At 67.7% G+C, this 15,944-nt stretch carries 11 protein-coding genes; 2 read left to right on the forward strand and 9 right to left on the reverse strand.

Annotation, left to right across the window (positions count from 1 at the left end):
- Nucleotides 1–633: 633 nt before the first annotated feature.
- The 7 genes from pnp to rimP form a co-directional block, all read right to left on the reverse strand.
- Nucleotides 634–2,742 carry a polyribonucleotide nucleotidyltransferase gene (pnp, locus tag RG19_RS08515; protein ID WP_058834901.1) on the reverse strand — a complete coding sequence of 703 codons (2,109 nt, stop codon included), beginning with the start codon at nucleotides 2,740–2,742 and terminating at the stop codon, nucleotides 634–636.
- Between the two features lie 249 nt (nucleotides 2,743–2,991).
- Nucleotides 2,992–3,252 (reverse strand): 30S ribosomal protein S15, encoded by a 261-nt coding sequence (rpsO, locus tag RG19_RS08520; protein WP_058834902.1) that lies wholly within the window; start codon nucleotides 3,250–3,252, stop codon nucleotides 2,992–2,994.
- A 194-nt stretch (nucleotides 3,253–3,446) separates the two neighbouring features.
- Nucleotides 3,447–4,421, reverse strand: coding sequence for a tRNA pseudouridine(55) synthase TruB (truB, locus tag RG19_RS08525; RefSeq protein ID WP_058834903.1), 975 nt, complete (start codon nucleotides 4,419–4,421; stop codon nucleotides 3,447–3,449).
- Nucleotides 4,422–4,467: 46 nt separating this feature from the next.
- On the reverse strand, nucleotides 4,468–4,848 hold the full coding sequence (rbfA, locus tag RG19_RS08530; protein ID WP_058834904.1) for a 30S ribosome-binding factor RbfA: 381 nt from the start codon (nucleotides 4,846–4,848) through the stop codon (nucleotides 4,468–4,470).
- A gap of 77 nt (nucleotides 4,849–4,925) precedes the next feature.
- Nucleotides 4,926–7,589, reverse strand: coding sequence for a translation initiation factor IF-2 (gene infB / locus RG19_RS08535; protein ID WP_058834905.1), 2,664 nt, complete (start codon nucleotides 7,587–7,589; stop codon nucleotides 4,926–4,928).
- Between the two features lie 118 nt (nucleotides 7,590–7,707).
- Nucleotides 7,708–9,219: a transcription termination factor NusA gene (gene nusA, locus RG19_RS08540; protein ID WP_058834906.1), complete on the reverse strand. Its 1,512-nt coding sequence runs from the start codon at nucleotides 9,217–9,219 to the stop codon at nucleotides 7,708–7,710.
- A gap of 111 nt (nucleotides 9,220–9,330) precedes the next feature.
- Nucleotides 9,331–9,918, reverse strand: a complete 588-nt coding sequence (gene rimP, locus RG19_RS08545; RefSeq protein WP_058834907.1) for a ribosome maturation factor RimP — start codon at nucleotides 9,916–9,918, stop codon at nucleotides 9,331–9,333.
- 844 nt (nucleotides 9,919–10,762) lie between these two features.
- On the opposite strand from rimP, the gene RG19_RS08550 reads away from it, so the two are divergent.
- On the forward strand, nucleotides 10,763–11,731 hold the full coding sequence (locus tag RG19_RS08550) for a LysR family transcriptional regulator (RefSeq protein ID WP_058834908.1): 969 nt from the start codon (nucleotides 10,763–10,765) through the stop codon (nucleotides 11,729–11,731).
- Nucleotides 11,732–11,747: 16 nt separating this feature from the next.
- A complete protein-coding gene (tssA, locus tag RG19_RS08555; RefSeq protein WP_058834909.1) occupies nucleotides 11,748–12,770 on the forward strand; it encodes a type VI secretion system protein TssA in 1,023 nt (340 codons plus the stop codon).
- Nucleotides 12,771–12,786: 16 nt separating this feature from the next.
- On the opposite strand, the gene RG19_RS08560 is transcribed toward tssA, so the two are convergent.
- Nucleotides 12,787–13,098, reverse strand: coding sequence for a hypothetical protein (locus tag RG19_RS08560; RefSeq protein ID WP_058834910.1), 312 nt, complete (start codon nucleotides 13,096–13,098; stop codon nucleotides 12,787–12,789).
- Nucleotides 13,095–15,941: a bifunctional serine/threonine-protein kinase/formylglycine-generating enzyme family protein gene (locus tag RG19_RS08565; RefSeq protein ID WP_058834911.1), complete on the reverse strand. Its 2,847-nt coding sequence runs from the start codon at nucleotides 15,939–15,941 to the stop codon at nucleotides 13,095–13,097. The genes RG19_RS08560 and RG19_RS08565 overlap by 4 nt, the downstream gene beginning before the upstream one ends.
- Between the last annotated feature and the right edge of the window lie 3 nt (nucleotides 15,942–15,944).

Below are 15,944 nucleotides of genomic sequence, written 5' to 3' on the forward strand. Positions count from 1 at the left end.
CCCGCCGCAACCGGCAGCCTCCTCGCGCGAATGTCCCCCGGCCACCGCCATCCGGCGGCGGCCTCCTCCTTGATTTCGCCGAGAAGGCCACCGGTCCCGACGGGGCGTCGGCTTACGGAGCGTGTGGGGCACTGCCGTAGCCACAGCTCTGCGGCTCTCGTTTTCCGAGGTCCCTCACAGTTGGCAGACAAGGCCGGACGATGGCTCGAGCCATCGATGTTCGGGTGCGGCCTGGTGCCGAGGAATGTGCGCTGCCGATCGGGCGCGACCGCCGGGTGTGTCCGCCCTGATTCGGTGGGTTCATGGTCGCTCTAAGACGCCAGCGAAGCACGACCCGATGACGACGCTCCACCCGATCCGCAAGCCAATCCCCGTCGTGGCCGGTAGGCCGTTGCGCGAAATCAAGGAGGAGGCCGCCGCCGGATGGCGGTGGCCGGGGGACATTCGCGGCAAGGGCCTGCCGGCCACGGCGGGGGCCGTCAGGTCGCACCGAAAGAAAGCGAAGCCCCGCACCAATGCGCTTCGTCGTCGGATGCGAATCGCCGTCGCCGTCAGCACCCGCAGTCAGACGAAGACCCAAAGAAAAAGCGGGCCGAAGCCCGCTTTTTCCCGGATCGATGACCGCGACGGAGATCAGCCCTCCGACACGCCCTCGCCTTCTTCCACGGCCTTGATCGACAGGCGGATGCGGCCCTGCTTGTCGACTTCCAGCACCTTGACCTTGACCACGTCGCCTTCCTTCAGCTTGTCGCCGACCTTCTCCACGCGCTCGCTGGAGATCTGCGAGACGTGCACCAGGCCGTCCTTGCCCGGCAGAATGGTCACGAACGCGCCGAAGTCCATGATCTTGACGACCTTGCCCTCGTAGATCCGGCCCGGCTCGACGTCGGAGGTGATCTGCTCGATGCGCGCCTTGGCGGCCTGGGCAGCGGCGGCGTTGACCGACGCGATGACGATGGTGCCGTCGTCCTGGATGTCGATCTGGGTGCCGGTCTCCTTGGTGATCGCCTGGATGGTCGAGCCGCCCTTGCCGATGACCTCGCGGATCTTGTCCGGATGGATCTTCATCGTCAGCAGGCGCGGCGCGAACTCCGACAGCTCCTCGCGCGGGGTGGTCAGCGCATTGGCCATCTCGCCCAGGATGTGCAGACGACCCTGCTTGGCCTGGGCCAGCGCGACCTTCATGATCTCCTCGGTGATGCCCTGGATCTTGATGTCCATCTGCAGGGCGGAGATGCCCTTCTCGGTACCGGCGACCTTGAAGTCCATGTCGCCCAGGTGGTCTTCGTCACCCAGGATGTCCGACAGCACGACGTAGTTGTCGCCCTCCTTCACCAGGCCCATCGCGATGCCCGCGACCGGCGCCTTGATCGGCACGCCCGCATCCATCAGCGACAGCGAGCTGCCGCACACCGAGGCCATCGACGACGAGCCGTTCGACTCGGTGATCTCCGACACCACGCGGATCGTGTACGGGAACTCCTCCATCGTCGGCATGACGGCCAGCACGCCGCGCTTGGCGAGGCGGCCGTGGCCGATCTCGCGGCGCTTCGGACCCATCATGCGGCCGGCCTCGCCCACCGAGTAGGGGGGGAAGTTGTAGTGGAACAGGAAGTGTTCCTTGTACTCGCCGGAGACCGCGTCGATCACCTGGCCGTCGCGGGCGGTGCCCAGCGTGGTGACCACGATCGCCTGGGTCTCGCCACGGGTGAACAGCGCCGAGCCGTGCACGCGCGGCAGCACGCCGACCTTGCTGGAAATCGAGCGCACGGTGTCGAGCGCACGGCCGTCGATGCGGACCTTGGTGTCGAGCACCGAGCTACGCAGGGTCTGGTACTCCAGCTCGCCGAACTCCTTGCCGAGGTCGGCCGGGTTCCAGCCTTCGCTCTCGGCGCGCGGCATCAGCGCACCCAGCACGTCCTTCTTGATCGCGCCGATCGCGTCGCGGCGCTGCAGCTTGTCGCGCACCTGGTAGGCCTCGCCGAGCTGGCCGCCCACGGCTTCCTTCACCGCGGCGATCAACGACTCGCTCTTCGCCGGGGCCTGCCAGTCGAACGGCTTCTTGCCGGCCTCGGTGACCAGCTCGTTGATCGCGTTGATCGCGATCTGCATGTGCTTGTGGCCGAACACCACCGCACCGAGCATCACGTCTTCGGACAGCTCGTCGGCTTCCGACTCGACCATCAGCACCGCCTGGGCGGTACCGGCCACGACCAGCTCGAGCTCGGAATCGACCAGCTCGGAGGTGGTCGGGTTGAGCAGGTACTGGCCGTCCTTGTAGCCGACCTTGGCTGCGCCGATCGGGCCCTGGAACGGGGCACCGGTCAGGGCGACGGCGGCCGAAGCGCCGATCAGCGCCGGGATGTCGCCGTCGACCTCGGGGTTGAGCGACATCACCGTGGCGATGATCTGGACTTCGTTCTTGAACTCTTCGGGGAACAGCGGACGGATCGGGCGATCGATCAGGCGCGAGGTCAGCGTCTCCTTCTCGGTCGCGCGGCCTTCGCGCTTGAAGAAGCCGCCCGGAATGCGGCCGCCAGCGTAGAACTTTTCCTGGTAGTCGACGGTCAGCGGGAAGAAATCCTGCCCTTCGCGCTGGGTCTTCGCCGCCACGGCGGAGACCAGCACCACGGTGCCGTCGACCGACACGATGACCGCGCCGCCGGCCTGGCGGGCGACTTCGCCGGTTTCGAGGGTGAAGGTACGGTCGCCGTACTGGAAGCTCTTGGTAACTTTCGCCACGATTGGTGTCCTTGAAAACTCTCTTCGATGAACCGGTCGGAACCCTTGTCCCGTCCGGGCGGCCGTCATTGGAAACGGCCCTGGAGGATGACGCCGCGGACACCTGATGCGTCCACGGCGGTAAAGCGGATCTCGTCCTGCCTGATCGCCGACCGACATGGCCGTCGACCGCCGCCTCCGTGCAGCAGATACATCGTCCCGGGCAAAAACAAACCGCGGCGCATCGCTGCGCCGCGGTGGGGTTCGAGCTTAGCGACGCAGACCGAGCTTCTCGATCAGGGCCTTGTAACGGTCTGCGTCCTTGCGGTGCAGATAGTCCAGCAGGCTGCGGCGGCGGTTGACCATCTGCAGCAGGCCGCGCCGGCTGTGGTGGTCCTTCTTGTGGGTCTTGAAGTGCTCGGTCAGGTGCACGATGCGCGCGGTCAGCAGGGCGACCTGGACCTCGGGGGAGCCGGTATCGCCTTCGCCCCGCTTGTGTTCGTTGATGATGACGCTGGTATCGATGGACATGGTTGCCTCGTGTCGCGAAGCCCGCAGAAGACGCGCCGTTCGCTGGACGTTCCGGACCGCGGCAGCGCCGGATCTGGAACGGGAACGGTCGACGCACCGCCAGGGCCCGCCAGGATGGATGGAAATGGAACGATCGCGCTCGAAAAGCGCGCGAAATTCTACACCCGCGGCAGGACCGGCCACAACCCGGGAACTCAGGCCGGCGCCTGTCCCGGCTGGCTTACGGCCCAGCTGAACAGACGTTTGGGGCGCAGGCGCCCACCGTCGTCGATGTCGCCGAGCCCCAGGGCGCGACCACCGGCATCGAACACCCCTACCTCGCCCCGTGGCGAAAAACCGCCCTCCACCGTCCGCCCGAACGACAGCGCGAGCGCCTGCGGCGCGCTCAACCGCACTTCCGGCCAGGCCGTCATGCCGGTCTCGATCGGCAGCAGGCAGGCGTCCAATGCGCCCTGCCCCCGCTGCGCCAGCGCCTGCAGGGCGTCCAGGGTCCACATCCGGGGCTCCCTGAATGGATCCACCCAGAGCCGCCGCAGCTCGGCGACATGGGCGCCACACCCCAGCGCTTCACCGAGATCGCGCACCAGGCTGCGCACATAGGTACCGGAGCCGCATTCCACGTGAAGGCGCAACTGCGGCGGCGCCCCGTTGTCGAGCAGGCCGTCGAGTAGATCCGCCGCCGATTGCAGCTCGAAAGCATGCACATCGACCGGACGCGGTTCGATCTCGATCGACTCGCCGCGCCGGGCCTTGGCATACAGCGGCTCGCCGCCGCGCTTGAGCGCCGAGTAGATGGGCGGACGCTGCTGGATGCGGCCGGTCAGTGCGCCCAGCGCGCCATCCAGGCGGCCCACGTCGAGCGCAGGCACCGGGCGTTCCCGCAGGGGCTGACCGTCGGCGTCGTCGGTGTCGGTCACGATGCCCAGCCGGGCCACGGTGTCGTAGGCCTTGCGCGCACCGAGCAATCCACCGGCGATCTTGGTCGCTTCGCCGAAGCAGACCGGCAGCAGACCGGTGGCGAGCGGGTCGAGGCTGCCGGTATGGCCGGCCTTCTCCGCCTCGAACAGATGACGCACCCGCTGCAAGGCCTGGTTGGAACTCAGGCCACGTGGCTTGTCCAGCAGCAGGATGCCGTGGATCCGGCGAAAGCGTCGACGCGGTTTGGACATGCGGCCCCCGGTGGTCCGGGCACGCGCGGGCACCCGGAATGTCGCGTCAGTCGCGCGAAGGCTCGCCGTCCTCGTCCGGACTCGGCGGCAGGTCGCGCAGGATGTTGTCGATACGTTCGCCGCGATCGACCGAATCGTCGTAGTGGAAGTGCAGCTCCGGAACGTGCCGGAGCTTGACCGCCCGCGCGAGCCGGAAGCGGATCTCGCCAGCCGCGGCCTTGAGCCCGGTCATCGCCTCTTTGGCGCGCTCGGGCTGCAGCGCGGTGACGAAGACCTTGGCATGCGCCATGTCGCGGGTGACCTCCACGTCGGACACGCTGACCGAAGGCAACGCATGCTCGGCGACGGCCTCGCGGACCAGGGTGCCCAGCTCGCGCCGCAGCTGGGCGGCGACACGGTCGGTACGATGGAAGGACTTCTGCGGCACGGATTCTTCTGACTGCGGGAATGGGATGAAACAGCGCGAAGCGGCCGGCCCCACACTGGGAGCCGGCCGTCGATGCGTTACAGCGTGCGCTGGACCTCGATGCGCTCGAAGCACTCGATCTGGTCGCCGACCTTGACGTCGTTGTAGGCCTTCACGCCGATGCCGCACTCGGTGTTCACGCGGACTTCGTCCACGTTCTCCTTGAAGCGGCGCAGCGATTCCAGCTCACCTTCGAAGACCACGGTGTTGTCGCGCAGCACGCGGATCGGATTGCTGCGCTTGACCATGCCCTCGACGACCATACAGCCCGCGACCGCACCGAACTTGGAGCTGCGGAACACGTCGCGCACCTCGGCGGTACCGATGATTTCTTCGCGGATCTCGGTGCCCAGGATGCCCGATGCGACCTGCTTCACCTGGTCGATGACGTCGTAAATGATCGAGAAATAACGCAGGTCGAGCGCATTGCTCTCGATCACCTTGCGCGCCGAGGCATCGGCACGGACGTTGAAACCGATGATCGTCGCCTTCGCCGCCGCGGCGGAGTTGGCATCGGACTCGGTGATGCCGCCCACGCCCGACACGATGATGTTGATGCGGATCTGCTCGTTGGACAGTGCGACCAGCGCCTGACGCAGCGCCTCCACCGAACCCTGGACATCGGCCTTGATCACCAGGTTGAGCGACAGCTGCTGCTCGGCCTGGCCCATCTGCGCCATGATGTCTTCCATGCGGTTGCCCGCAGCCTGCACCAGGCGCGTCTCGCGGCGCTTGGACTCGCGCTGCTGTGCGACTTCCTTGGCCAGGCGCTCGTCGTCGACGACCACGAAGTCGTCGCCGGCATCCGGCACGCCCGACAGGCCCAGGACCTGGACAGGAATCGAAGGACCCGCCTTGTCGGCCGGCTTGCCGTTCTCGTCGAAGAGGGCGCGCACGCGGCCGTACTGCACGCCGCACACCAGATAGTCGCCCTTGTTGAGCTGGCCCTGCTGGACCAGCACGGTCGCCACTGGACCACGCCCCTTGTCGAGCGAAGACTCGATGACCGTACCGGTCGCACGGCCGCTCTCGACCGCCTTGAGTTCCAGCACTTCGGACTGCAGCGAGATCGCATCGAGCAGATCGTCGACACCGTCGCCGGTCTTGGCCGACAGCTCCACCATCTGCGTGTCGCCACCGAAATCCTCGGCCACGATTTCGTGCTCGAGCAGCTCGTTCTTGATCCGGCTGGGATCGGCGCCGGACTTGTCGATCTTGTTGATCGCCACGATCAGCGGCACCTTGGCCGCACGCGCGTGCTGGATCGCCTCGATCGTCTGCGGCATGACGCCGTCGTCGGCCGCCACCACCAGGATCACGATGTCGGTCAGCTTGGCGCCGCGGGCGCGCATCGACGTGAAGGCGGCATGGCCCGGGGTGTCGAGGAAACTGATGACGCCCTTCGGGGTTTCGACGTGGTACGCGCCGATGTGCTGGGTGATGCCGCCGGCTTCGCCGCCGGCCACCTTGGTGCGACGGATGTAATCGAGCAGCGAGGTCTTGCCGTGATCGACGTGACCCATGATCGTCACCACCGGCGGGCGGGCGACCAGGTCGCCCTGCGGCTCGGCGACGTGAGCGATCAGCTCGCTCTCGGCATCGTTGCTGTCGGCACGCACGGCCGTGTGGCCCAGTTCCTCGATCACCAGCACTGCGGTGTCGTGATCGATGCTCTGGGTGATGGTGGCCATGACGCCCATCTTGAACAGGGCCTTGACCACGTCGCCGCCCTTCATCGCCAGGCGCTGCGCCAGCTCGGCCACGGTGATGGCGTCGCCCACCGGCACCTCACGCACGACCGGAGCGGTCGGACGCGCGAAACCGTGCGGACCGCCGCCGCCACGCGACTGCTCCGGATTGCGGCGCTGCGGCTTCGGCCGCCCACGCGCAGTGCTGCGACGGGCGCGATCGGCCGCGGACAGATGCAACTGGCCGGCAAAGCGCGCGGTGCTGTCGTCATCTTCCACGCCCGCCACCATGGCGTGCGAGCCGCGCTGCGCCTTGCCCTTGTTGCCGGCGCTGCGGTCGTCGCGCGCCGGCGTCGCAGGCGGACGCGGCGGATGGCCGTGCCCATGGGCGCGCTTGGGCGCTTCGGTCTCGGTCGTCGCACTGGCATCGGCAGCCGCGGCCGCGGCTTCCTGACGCAGGCGCTCGGCCTCGGCTTCTTCCTGACGCTTGCGTTCGGCGGCCTCTTCGGCGCGGCGCTTGTCCTCGTCGGCCAGGCGCTGCTGCTCGGTCAGGTTGCGCTGACGCGACGCCTCGAGCTTGCGCAGGATCTCGGCGCGCTCGTTCTCCTCCGGCGTACCGGTGGGAACCGGCGCCGGGGCCACGGACGCGTCCGTGGACGTGGTGTCGGGCGCCGCCGGAGCGCTGGCCTGCTCGGCCGGCTTGACCAGGGTGACCTTCTTGCGCACGACCACGTCCACCGTCTGGCGGTTCTTGCCGCCTCCGACAGTGATCTCCTGCTTGCGGCTGCGGTTGAGGGTGATCTTCTTCGGGCTGTCCGCGTCCTCTTCGGCAGGCTTCTCGGCCTTGCCGTGGGTGCGGCGCAGGAAACCGAGAAGCTTCACCTTCTCGGTGCTGGTGACCACCTGGTCGGGACTGCTGAACGGCATGCCGGCCTCGGCCAGCTGTTCCAGCAGTTTCTCGACCGGCGTGTTCACCAGTGCGGCCAGCTTGCGGATGGTGGTTTGCTGCGACATTCGGTTTCCGTGTCCAGTGCGGCGGCCGGCGGCCGACGCGGATATGACAATTCTAACGGCTCTGGCTGGCGGGAGTCGGCGCGGCGGGCGAGGCGTTCACCCGGATCCGCGCGACCGGTCAGCCCTCGCGCTCCAGGCGCGCGATTTCCTCGGCACGGGCGGCCAGGATCAGCGCCGCGGCGCGGGCGTCGTCGAGGCCCTCGATGCCGAACTCGACCACCTCGTCGGCGGCCAGGTCGGAGAGGTCCTCGGCCGTGCGCACGCCATGCGAGGCCAGCGCGTACGCGGTGGTCTCGTCCATGCCGTCCAGGGCGAGCAGGTCGTCGGCCGGCGCGTTCTCGTCGATCTCCTCCTCGACCGCGAGCGCCTCGTTGAGCAGCGCGTCGCGGGCGCGGGCGCGCAGTTCCTCGACGATGTCCTCGTCGAAGCCTTCGACCGCGAGCAGCTCGCCGACCGGCACGTAGGCGATTTCCTCGACGGTGCTGAAGCCCTCGGACACCAGGATGCCGGCGATTTCCTCGTCGACCTCGAGCTTGTCCTGGAACAGCTGGCGCGCGGCGATCTGCTCGGCCTCGCTCTTGGCCTGGACCTGATCGGCGGTCATCACGTTGAGCTGCCAGCCGGTCAGGCGGCTGGCCAGGCGCACGTTCTGTCCGCCCTTGCCGATCGCCTTGGCCAGCAGTTCCTCGGCCACGGCGAGATCCATCGAATGCTTGTCCTCGTCGACCACGATCGACTGCACCTCGGCCGGCGCCATCGCGTTGATGACGAACTGGGCCGGGTTATCGCTCCACAGCACGATGTCCACGCGCTCGCCATTGAGTTCGTTGGAGACCGCCTGCACGCGCGAACCGCGCATGCCGATGCACGCGCCGATCGGATCCGTGCGGTTGTCGTAGGCGATGACCGCGATCTTGGCGCGATCGCCCGGATCGCGGGCGCAGGCCTTGATCTCGACCAGACCCTGGCCGACTTCCGGCACCTCGAGCTTGAACAGCTCCATCATGAATTCAGGCGCGGCGCGGCTGATGAACAACTGCGGGCCGCGCGGCTCGCTGCGCACGTCGAACAGGAAGCCGCGGATGCGGTCGCCGGCGCGCACGACATCGCGCGGGATCGCCTTGTCCTTCGGGATGAAGGCTTCGGCATTCCCGCCCAGGTCCACGTAGACGTTGCCGCGCTCCACGCGCTTGACCACGCCGGTGACCAGCTCGCCGATGCGGTCCTTCCAGGCATCCACGACCTGCTGGCGCTCGGCTTCGCGTACGCGCTGCACGATCACCTGCTTGGCAGCCTGCGCGGCGATGCGGCCGAATTCGGCGTTGTCGATCTGCTCTTCGATGTAATCACCGACCTCGACGCCGTCGGCCTCCTCGACCGCGTCCATCAGGCGGATCTGCCGGTCGGGCGACTCCATGACCACGTCGTCGGCCACGACCTCCCAGCGACGAAAGGTCTCGTAGTTCCCGTCCTTGGCGTCGATCTGCACGCGGGTGATCACGTCCTGCTCGTGGTAGCGCTTCTTGGCCGCCGTGGCCAGCGCCGCTTCGATCGCCTCGAGGATCACCGCTTCCGGGACGCCCTTCTCGCTGGCGACCGCGTCGACGACCATCAACAGTTCCTTGCTCATTCTGTTACGCCTCTGGATGTCTTGATTCGTCCACTTCGTCGGGCAGGAGGCGATGCCTCCACCTCCCCGCCAGCCCTTTCGGGTCCGGCTGGATATCCCTGTTCCGATGCCTCAGGTCGCGGACCCGCCGGCACCCTTGTCCTTTTTCCTGTCCGCCTTGCCCGGACGCGCATCGCGACCGGAGGCATCCCTCGCGGGCGCAAGCCCCAATGCCACCCAGTCGGGCACGATTCGCGCCTTGTCGATGTTGTCGAACGCCACTTCGAGGGGCTGTCCGTCCACGTCGAACACGATCCGCTCGCCTTCGACCGAGACGATGCGCCCGGTCAGACGCCGGCGCCCGTCTTGCGGCAGTTTCAAACCGACCTTCACCTTTTCGCCCTGGAAACGCGCGAATTGCTCCGGCGTGAACAACAGGCGGTCGATGCCGGGCGACGACACTTCCAGCGTGTACTGGCTGCTGATGGGATCTTCGACGTCGAGCTGCGCGGACACTTCGCGGCTGACCGCTTCGCAGTCCTCGATACCCACGCCCTGCCCATCCGCCTCGGCGGCCAGATCGGTACCGGGACGGTCGATGTAGAGGCGCAGCACCGCACTGCCCGGCGTCGGCAGATACTCCGCGCCAAGCAGCTCCAGGCCCAGCGCCTCGACGGTGGGCGCAAGCAATGCGGTGATGGTGGTCGCCTTGTCTGCCACGAACGCTCCGAATCTGAGAAAGTTGCCGCGACGATCCGTCGCGAGACCTTGAAAAACCGGATCCCGAAAAAGCCAAGGGGCCCGGCGGGCCCCTTGTCCGATCACGCTGGATGTCGGCATCGAGGCGACATGCACCCCGACCAAGCCCGGCTCTGCATCGGTAAGCAACCAGGGCAGCCGCCCGATTGACGCTGCCCGACCGATGCTGAGCTGCCGAACGGGGCGCCGTCGACAGCGCGACTCAAGGTCGCAGCCAGACGCGTGACGATCCAGATCAGCAGCGCGACATGGTAGGCGCTTCCGGCAGCCGGAGCAAGTCCGCCGGCCCATCGAAAGCAGCTCCCCGATGACAGCCCCGCACCGCTGGAGCCATTGGATCCACCGGGGCCAGGCCGCGATGCCCTCAAGCGGAGCCGGTGCGTTGCGGCCCGCAGGCTGGGCAGATAGACACAGCCACAGCGCAGCGCGCGCAACCCACAACCCATCGCGCGGACCAAACCAGACGCATCGATTGCCGGCGCGGCGATGTCGGCGCACTCGAGGCCTTTCCGGCTTGCCCGAACAGCCCGCCGCCACGCGGTCTATGGCAGCGGCCCGACCGCCAGCTGATTAACGCGCCGGTAATGGCCGACCGGAACCGCGGCGTGAGTAACCGCAATGTAATCGAGCGGATAACAAAAAGAAGCGCTGCGATTCGACTCCGTGACATCGATAGCAAATCGGAACGTCCGCATACGCCGCCACGCTGGAGCCCGATTACCATCCCGACCGAGCAACGGCTCACCTCTTGAGGAATTGTTCAACCCCTCGCCGCCGTCACGGGTCTGAATGAACACGTGTCCGAATGAACATACGACCCACCGACCTGCCGCTTCTCGTGTCGCTGCACACCTTGCTCGAGGTGAGAAATGTCACGCGGGCGGCGAAGTTGCTGCACATCAGCCAGCCGGCCCTGTCGGCACAGTTGGCGCGGTTACGGGTCATATTCAAGGATCAACTGCTGACGCCGTCAGGCACGGGGCGCGGCATGGTGGCGACGCCCAAGGGGCTGAAACTGGCCGAGCCGTTGCGGGATGCCATCGACAAACTGAGCCAGATACGTTCCGAAGAAACCGATGACATCGTTGTCAGCGATGCCAGGGTCGTACGGATCACCGGTCGCGCGGAGGCGATCGATGTCCTTGGACCGCATCTCATCCGGCGCGCCCAGCGACGAACGTCCGAACATCCGCCCATAAGACTGCATTTCGTGGAAATGACCGACGATAATCTTGACGCGCAGTTCGAGAGCGGCGACATCGACCTGTTGCTCGGAATTTCGTTGCGGCCGCCGCCCAGGCTGCGTACCCGTCTGCTCGGCGAGGATCGCCACGTCCTCATGCAGCGCCGCCGCCATCCGCGCGGAAACAGACCATTGGCGGCAGCTGACTATTTCTCGCTTCAGCACGTCCAGGTCGTCGACGCCACCCAGGAGCAGAGGCTGGTGGACGACTATCTCCGCCGCAACGGGCAGCATCGGCAGATCTCGGTGTCGGTGCCGCTGTGGAGCATGGTCCGGGATATTCTGCTCAACACCGATATGGTCGCCACCGTTCCCGTCAGCCTGGCCGCCACCAGTGTCGCCGACAAGGATCTGGACTGGTTCGAGCTCCCGTTCCAGTTGCCGGGTGCGTCGCTGGCGATGGCATGGCATCGTCGCAGCGACGACGATCCGACCCACCGCTGGTTGCGCGAAAGCGATCTCGATTTCAACCTCACCCCACTGGGACCACCGGGGCTGCACACCGTGCTCCGAACCGGCCTGAGCCCTTGACGCATCGGAGAGCCACATGATCGACGACCTGCTCCGCCCCGTCGCGGAAGACGACGAGGCCGGCGCCAATCTCGAGTACGAACCGGATTTCCAGGCATTGGAAGAGCTCGCGCGACCGAGGCCGGAACGCTCTCTCGGTGCGGGTGTCATCGCATCGGAGCCGATGGAGTGGCAGCGCATCGCCGTACAGGCGGAGATCCTGTTGCGAAGCTCCAAGGATCTTCGGCTGGCGGTCCATCTCTGCGTCGCCCGCCTGCACCTCGATGGGCTGACCGGATTCGCCGAGGGTCTTGCGCTGGTCCGAGGGCTTCTGGAGCGGTACTGGGTCCAGGTCCACCCACGCCTGGATACAGACGAGGACGACGACCCCACCGAGCGAGTCAACGCGCTGGCGCCGCTTGGCGAGCACGAACGCGTCCTCAACGCGATCCGCAAGGTCCAGCTGTTCAAGGATGTGCATCCCGAACACTTTTCGCTGCGCGACCTGCGTATCGCGCAGGGCGTGCTGAAGGTCGACGCCAAGGAATCCGAAGGCGCTCCGGGCCTCGCGGCGATCGAAGCCTGCCTGCGCGAGTCGCCACTCGACGAACTGGTCCGGATCGATCGCGCCCTGACCGCCGCATCCGAAGACGCGACCGCGATCGTGGCCATCATCTTCGAACGCACCTCGTCCGCGGGCCCGAATCTCGGCCCGCTTCTGACCGAATTGCGCGAACTGCAGGCATTCCTGCAACCGGCGATCGCCGAGCGCTCGCAGCCGTTGGACGCAGGCGTCGACGCGCCGCCCGCACTGCAGACGACAGCCAGCGCCGGCAACGCATCCGCGTCGCTCACGATCGAACGGGCCGAAGATGTCCGTCGTGTGCTGGATCTCGTGTGCGCCTACTACGCGCGCGCGGAGCCTTCCAGCCCGGTCCCGTTGCTGCTGCGCCGTGCCCAGCGGCTGGTGGGGAAGGATTTCGCCGAGGTCCTGCGCGATCTCGCGCCGTCGGGCCTCTCCGAATTGGAGGTCGTCGCGGGGCGCGAGGACGAGGCATAGGACCGCGGCGGGCGGCTCAGTCCCTGATCACCCAGTACCAGTACAGCGCCGCGGCGCCCAGCATCATGCAGCCGACCCACAGGCCGAGCGCCCAGGAACGAAACGCAGACTGTACCCGTCCACGCCGGCCTGCCGGCCGAGGACGGGCGGGCTGACGGAGACCTGCCCGGCGGCGCTGGGTATCCGAACGATCGCTCATGTGCATCGCCGCTTTCGCCAGCAACTGCCGCCGGCTACGACGATACTCGTCGGGCGCGATCCGGCCGCTGGCATGGGCCTGGTTGAGTTCATCCAGGGCGAGGTTGACCCAGGCTTCCCACCCGCTCATCCGATCTCCCTCACCAGTCTCGCCCCGACCGCCGGATCCGCTTCGCCACTGCTGTCCTGCTTGCCGCGTGCACCGCAAGGGTTCTGCCGCCGTCCGCCCCGCTCGGCCAGCCGGTCGCCGTCGCGCACCCATTCCGCGAAACCATCGCGCATGCCGACCAGCCCCCAACGGTTGGTCTCCGAGAATGCGCATCGACCGCCGCCGGCGTGGGCCGCCGTCAACCACTCCGCATCGCTCGGCAGGCGATAGGCGTATCCGCTGGCGCGCCCCAGCCACGCCGCGTACTGCATGAGCAGATCGTGCGGAATGTCGCTGGCGCTCGCTTCGCTCTGCCACTGGGCGTCCGGACACGCGCCGGTATCCACGCAGAACCGCGCGAGATCGCCGAACTTCACCTTGCTCCGCATCACCGCCAAGGGTGCGCTGCCTTCCCGGGGAATCACCACCAGCGCAGGCCCGGCACCGAGCCTGCCCAGCGAATCGACGCACATCGCGGCGCTTCCAGGCGTCAACGCCGCGCACGCATCGCGCGTCCGCTCGCGCGCAGCCGGCGCGTCCGCTTCGGCCGCCCGCTCATCCAGCGCACCCGCCAGCGCATCCAGCCGCGCGATCACACCGGCGCCACGCCGGCCCACGGCGGACAGATCGGACCGCATCTGCAGAAAGCCGCGTCGATCCTGGGTCATCGCCTGCTGCAGCTCCGATCGCAGCCGGCGGGTCCGTGCAGCGCCGGCCTCCTCGGCACCGAGCCCGGCCAGTTCCTGTACCAGCGCGTACCGCGCAGCCGCCCGATGCAGCCGTGCATCGTCGGGCACGCCGCTCCCGGCCGACAACACCGCCGTCGCATCGTCCCACCGTCCCTGCTGGAACAGTGCCCTGGCATGCCCGAGCATCGCCGCCGCGAGCAGTTGCCTGCCCTCCGTTTCCGGGAACGGATGATCTGCCTGCAACTCGGTGATGCGGACCAGCAGATCCCGCACCTTTCCGACATCGTGGGCGGCCGCCGCCCCCTGCACCGATTCGATGTGCGATGCGATCTCGGCGTCCGTCATCGCGGCGTCGCCGACCGCTCGGGTCGGCATCGGCGCCCGCGACATCGTGGCCAGGTCCAATTCGTGGTCGCGGACATTCCAGCTCGCCTCGTCCGGAAACCACTGCCGCGCCGTCGACAGCCAGCGCCGTGCCGCCTGCACGTTTCCTTCCTCGATCGCGCGCCCGACTTCGGCGTCGTAGCGCAACGCCAGCTTCGCGTTGCGCAGCAGCCCGCTCTGCGGGTCGAGACGCCGGATCCGTTCGAGAATCGCGACGGCCTCCCGGTGCAGGCGCTCGAACGGAACGTCCTGCGCGATCGTCCGGTCGAGTTGCGTGTCGAGATCGTTGAGCAGGCGGTCGCGCTCCTGTCCGAGGTTGCGCCCTCTCGCCTCCAGCTGCGGGGAGAACAATTTCAGCTGCTCGCGCAACGCCATCACCCGCTGCGCGCCTGCGTAATCGTCGCGTCCGGACGCGGGCGACCAGTAACCGTCGAGCAGCGACAGCAGGAACGACTCGATGACGCCGCTGTGATCGATGATGAGACGATGCCGGTCGTCGTCGTTCAACGCCTGCAGCGCGATGTTCGCCTGCACCTCGTCGGCGAAACGTCGGTCCGACTGCGTCGAAAACCCCGCCAGCACACGCTGGTTCTCGGCCTGCTGCCGATGCGACTGGAGCCATGTCGCACCGGCCATGCCCACCACTGCCGCCAGCAGGGCCGCCGCCAGCCATGCACCGACCCGCTCGCGCCGACTGCGCGGACGCAACCGCTCCAGCAGCGTCGCCATGTCCGGCCGTTGCCGCCCGTCGAACGCCAGGCTGGAGCGCAGCGCGCGATTCTGGCGACGGCCCAACCCCGGCACCGGTGCTGGCGTACGTCCCGCCGCGCTGGCCTGCTCCGCGGTCTGCTTGTCGAACGGATGACGGCCCGCCAGGAGTTCGTAGACCACGCATCCGAAGGCGTATACATCGTCGGCGAACGCGGGCTCCTCGCCGCGCAGCATTTCCAGGCTCGCGTAGGCCGGCGTCATCGCACCCAGCGACGTCGCATCGAACACGGTGTGGTCGTCCGTCCCCTGGCCGCCGCGGGTCGCGCGCGCGATTCCGAAGTCGAACACCTTCGCGACCCGGTCGTCCTCCACCATCACGTTGCCGGGCTTGAAGTCCGAGTGGACCAGGCCGGCCTCGTGGGCGCGACGCAGGGCGTGGCCCATGCCCTCGATCAGGCCGTAAGCCTGGGCCATCGGCATGCCCTCGCCCATCCGCGCACGGATCAGGCTGCGCAGGTCGCGCCCGGCGACGAACTCCATGGTCATGAAGACGATGGCGCCGTCCTTGTCGAAGTCGTAGACCCTGACGATGTTGTCGTGGGCCAGACGCTGCGCCTTGCGCGCTTCGCGCTGGAGCGCGACCAGGGCATCGGGATGATGGCGGAACCCGTCGTTGAGGACCTTGACCGCGACGTGCGGATCACGGTCGTGGGCTTCGACCTTGCGCTCGTCCCGCGCCAGGTACACCACGCCCATGCCGCCGCGGCCGATTTCCTTTTCCAGCAGGAAACGCCCCTTGAGCAAGGTGCCCACACCGACGTCTACGGGAGACGGCTGATCCCCCAGCGCACCCCAGTCGCTGGTGCTCGTACCGCCGGAGTGGGAGCTGTCCGCCGCGCGTGGGGCATGTCGCGCCGGCCGCTTGACCACGGTCGCGTCGTCCTCGGGCGGCGCCCGCTTGCCGCGCGGAGCCAGCGGGGCGACGCGCGTCCTGTCGTCCTCGCCCGGCGGCGTGTCGGAGGGCGGATCGGGCAGGTGCATGCG

Origin of the sequence: Luteimonas abyssi (genome assembly GCF_001482195.1) — a bacterium.
Taxonomy (GTDB): Bacteria; Pseudomonadota; Gammaproteobacteria; order Xanthomonadales; family Xanthomonadaceae; genus Luteimonas; species Luteimonas abyssi.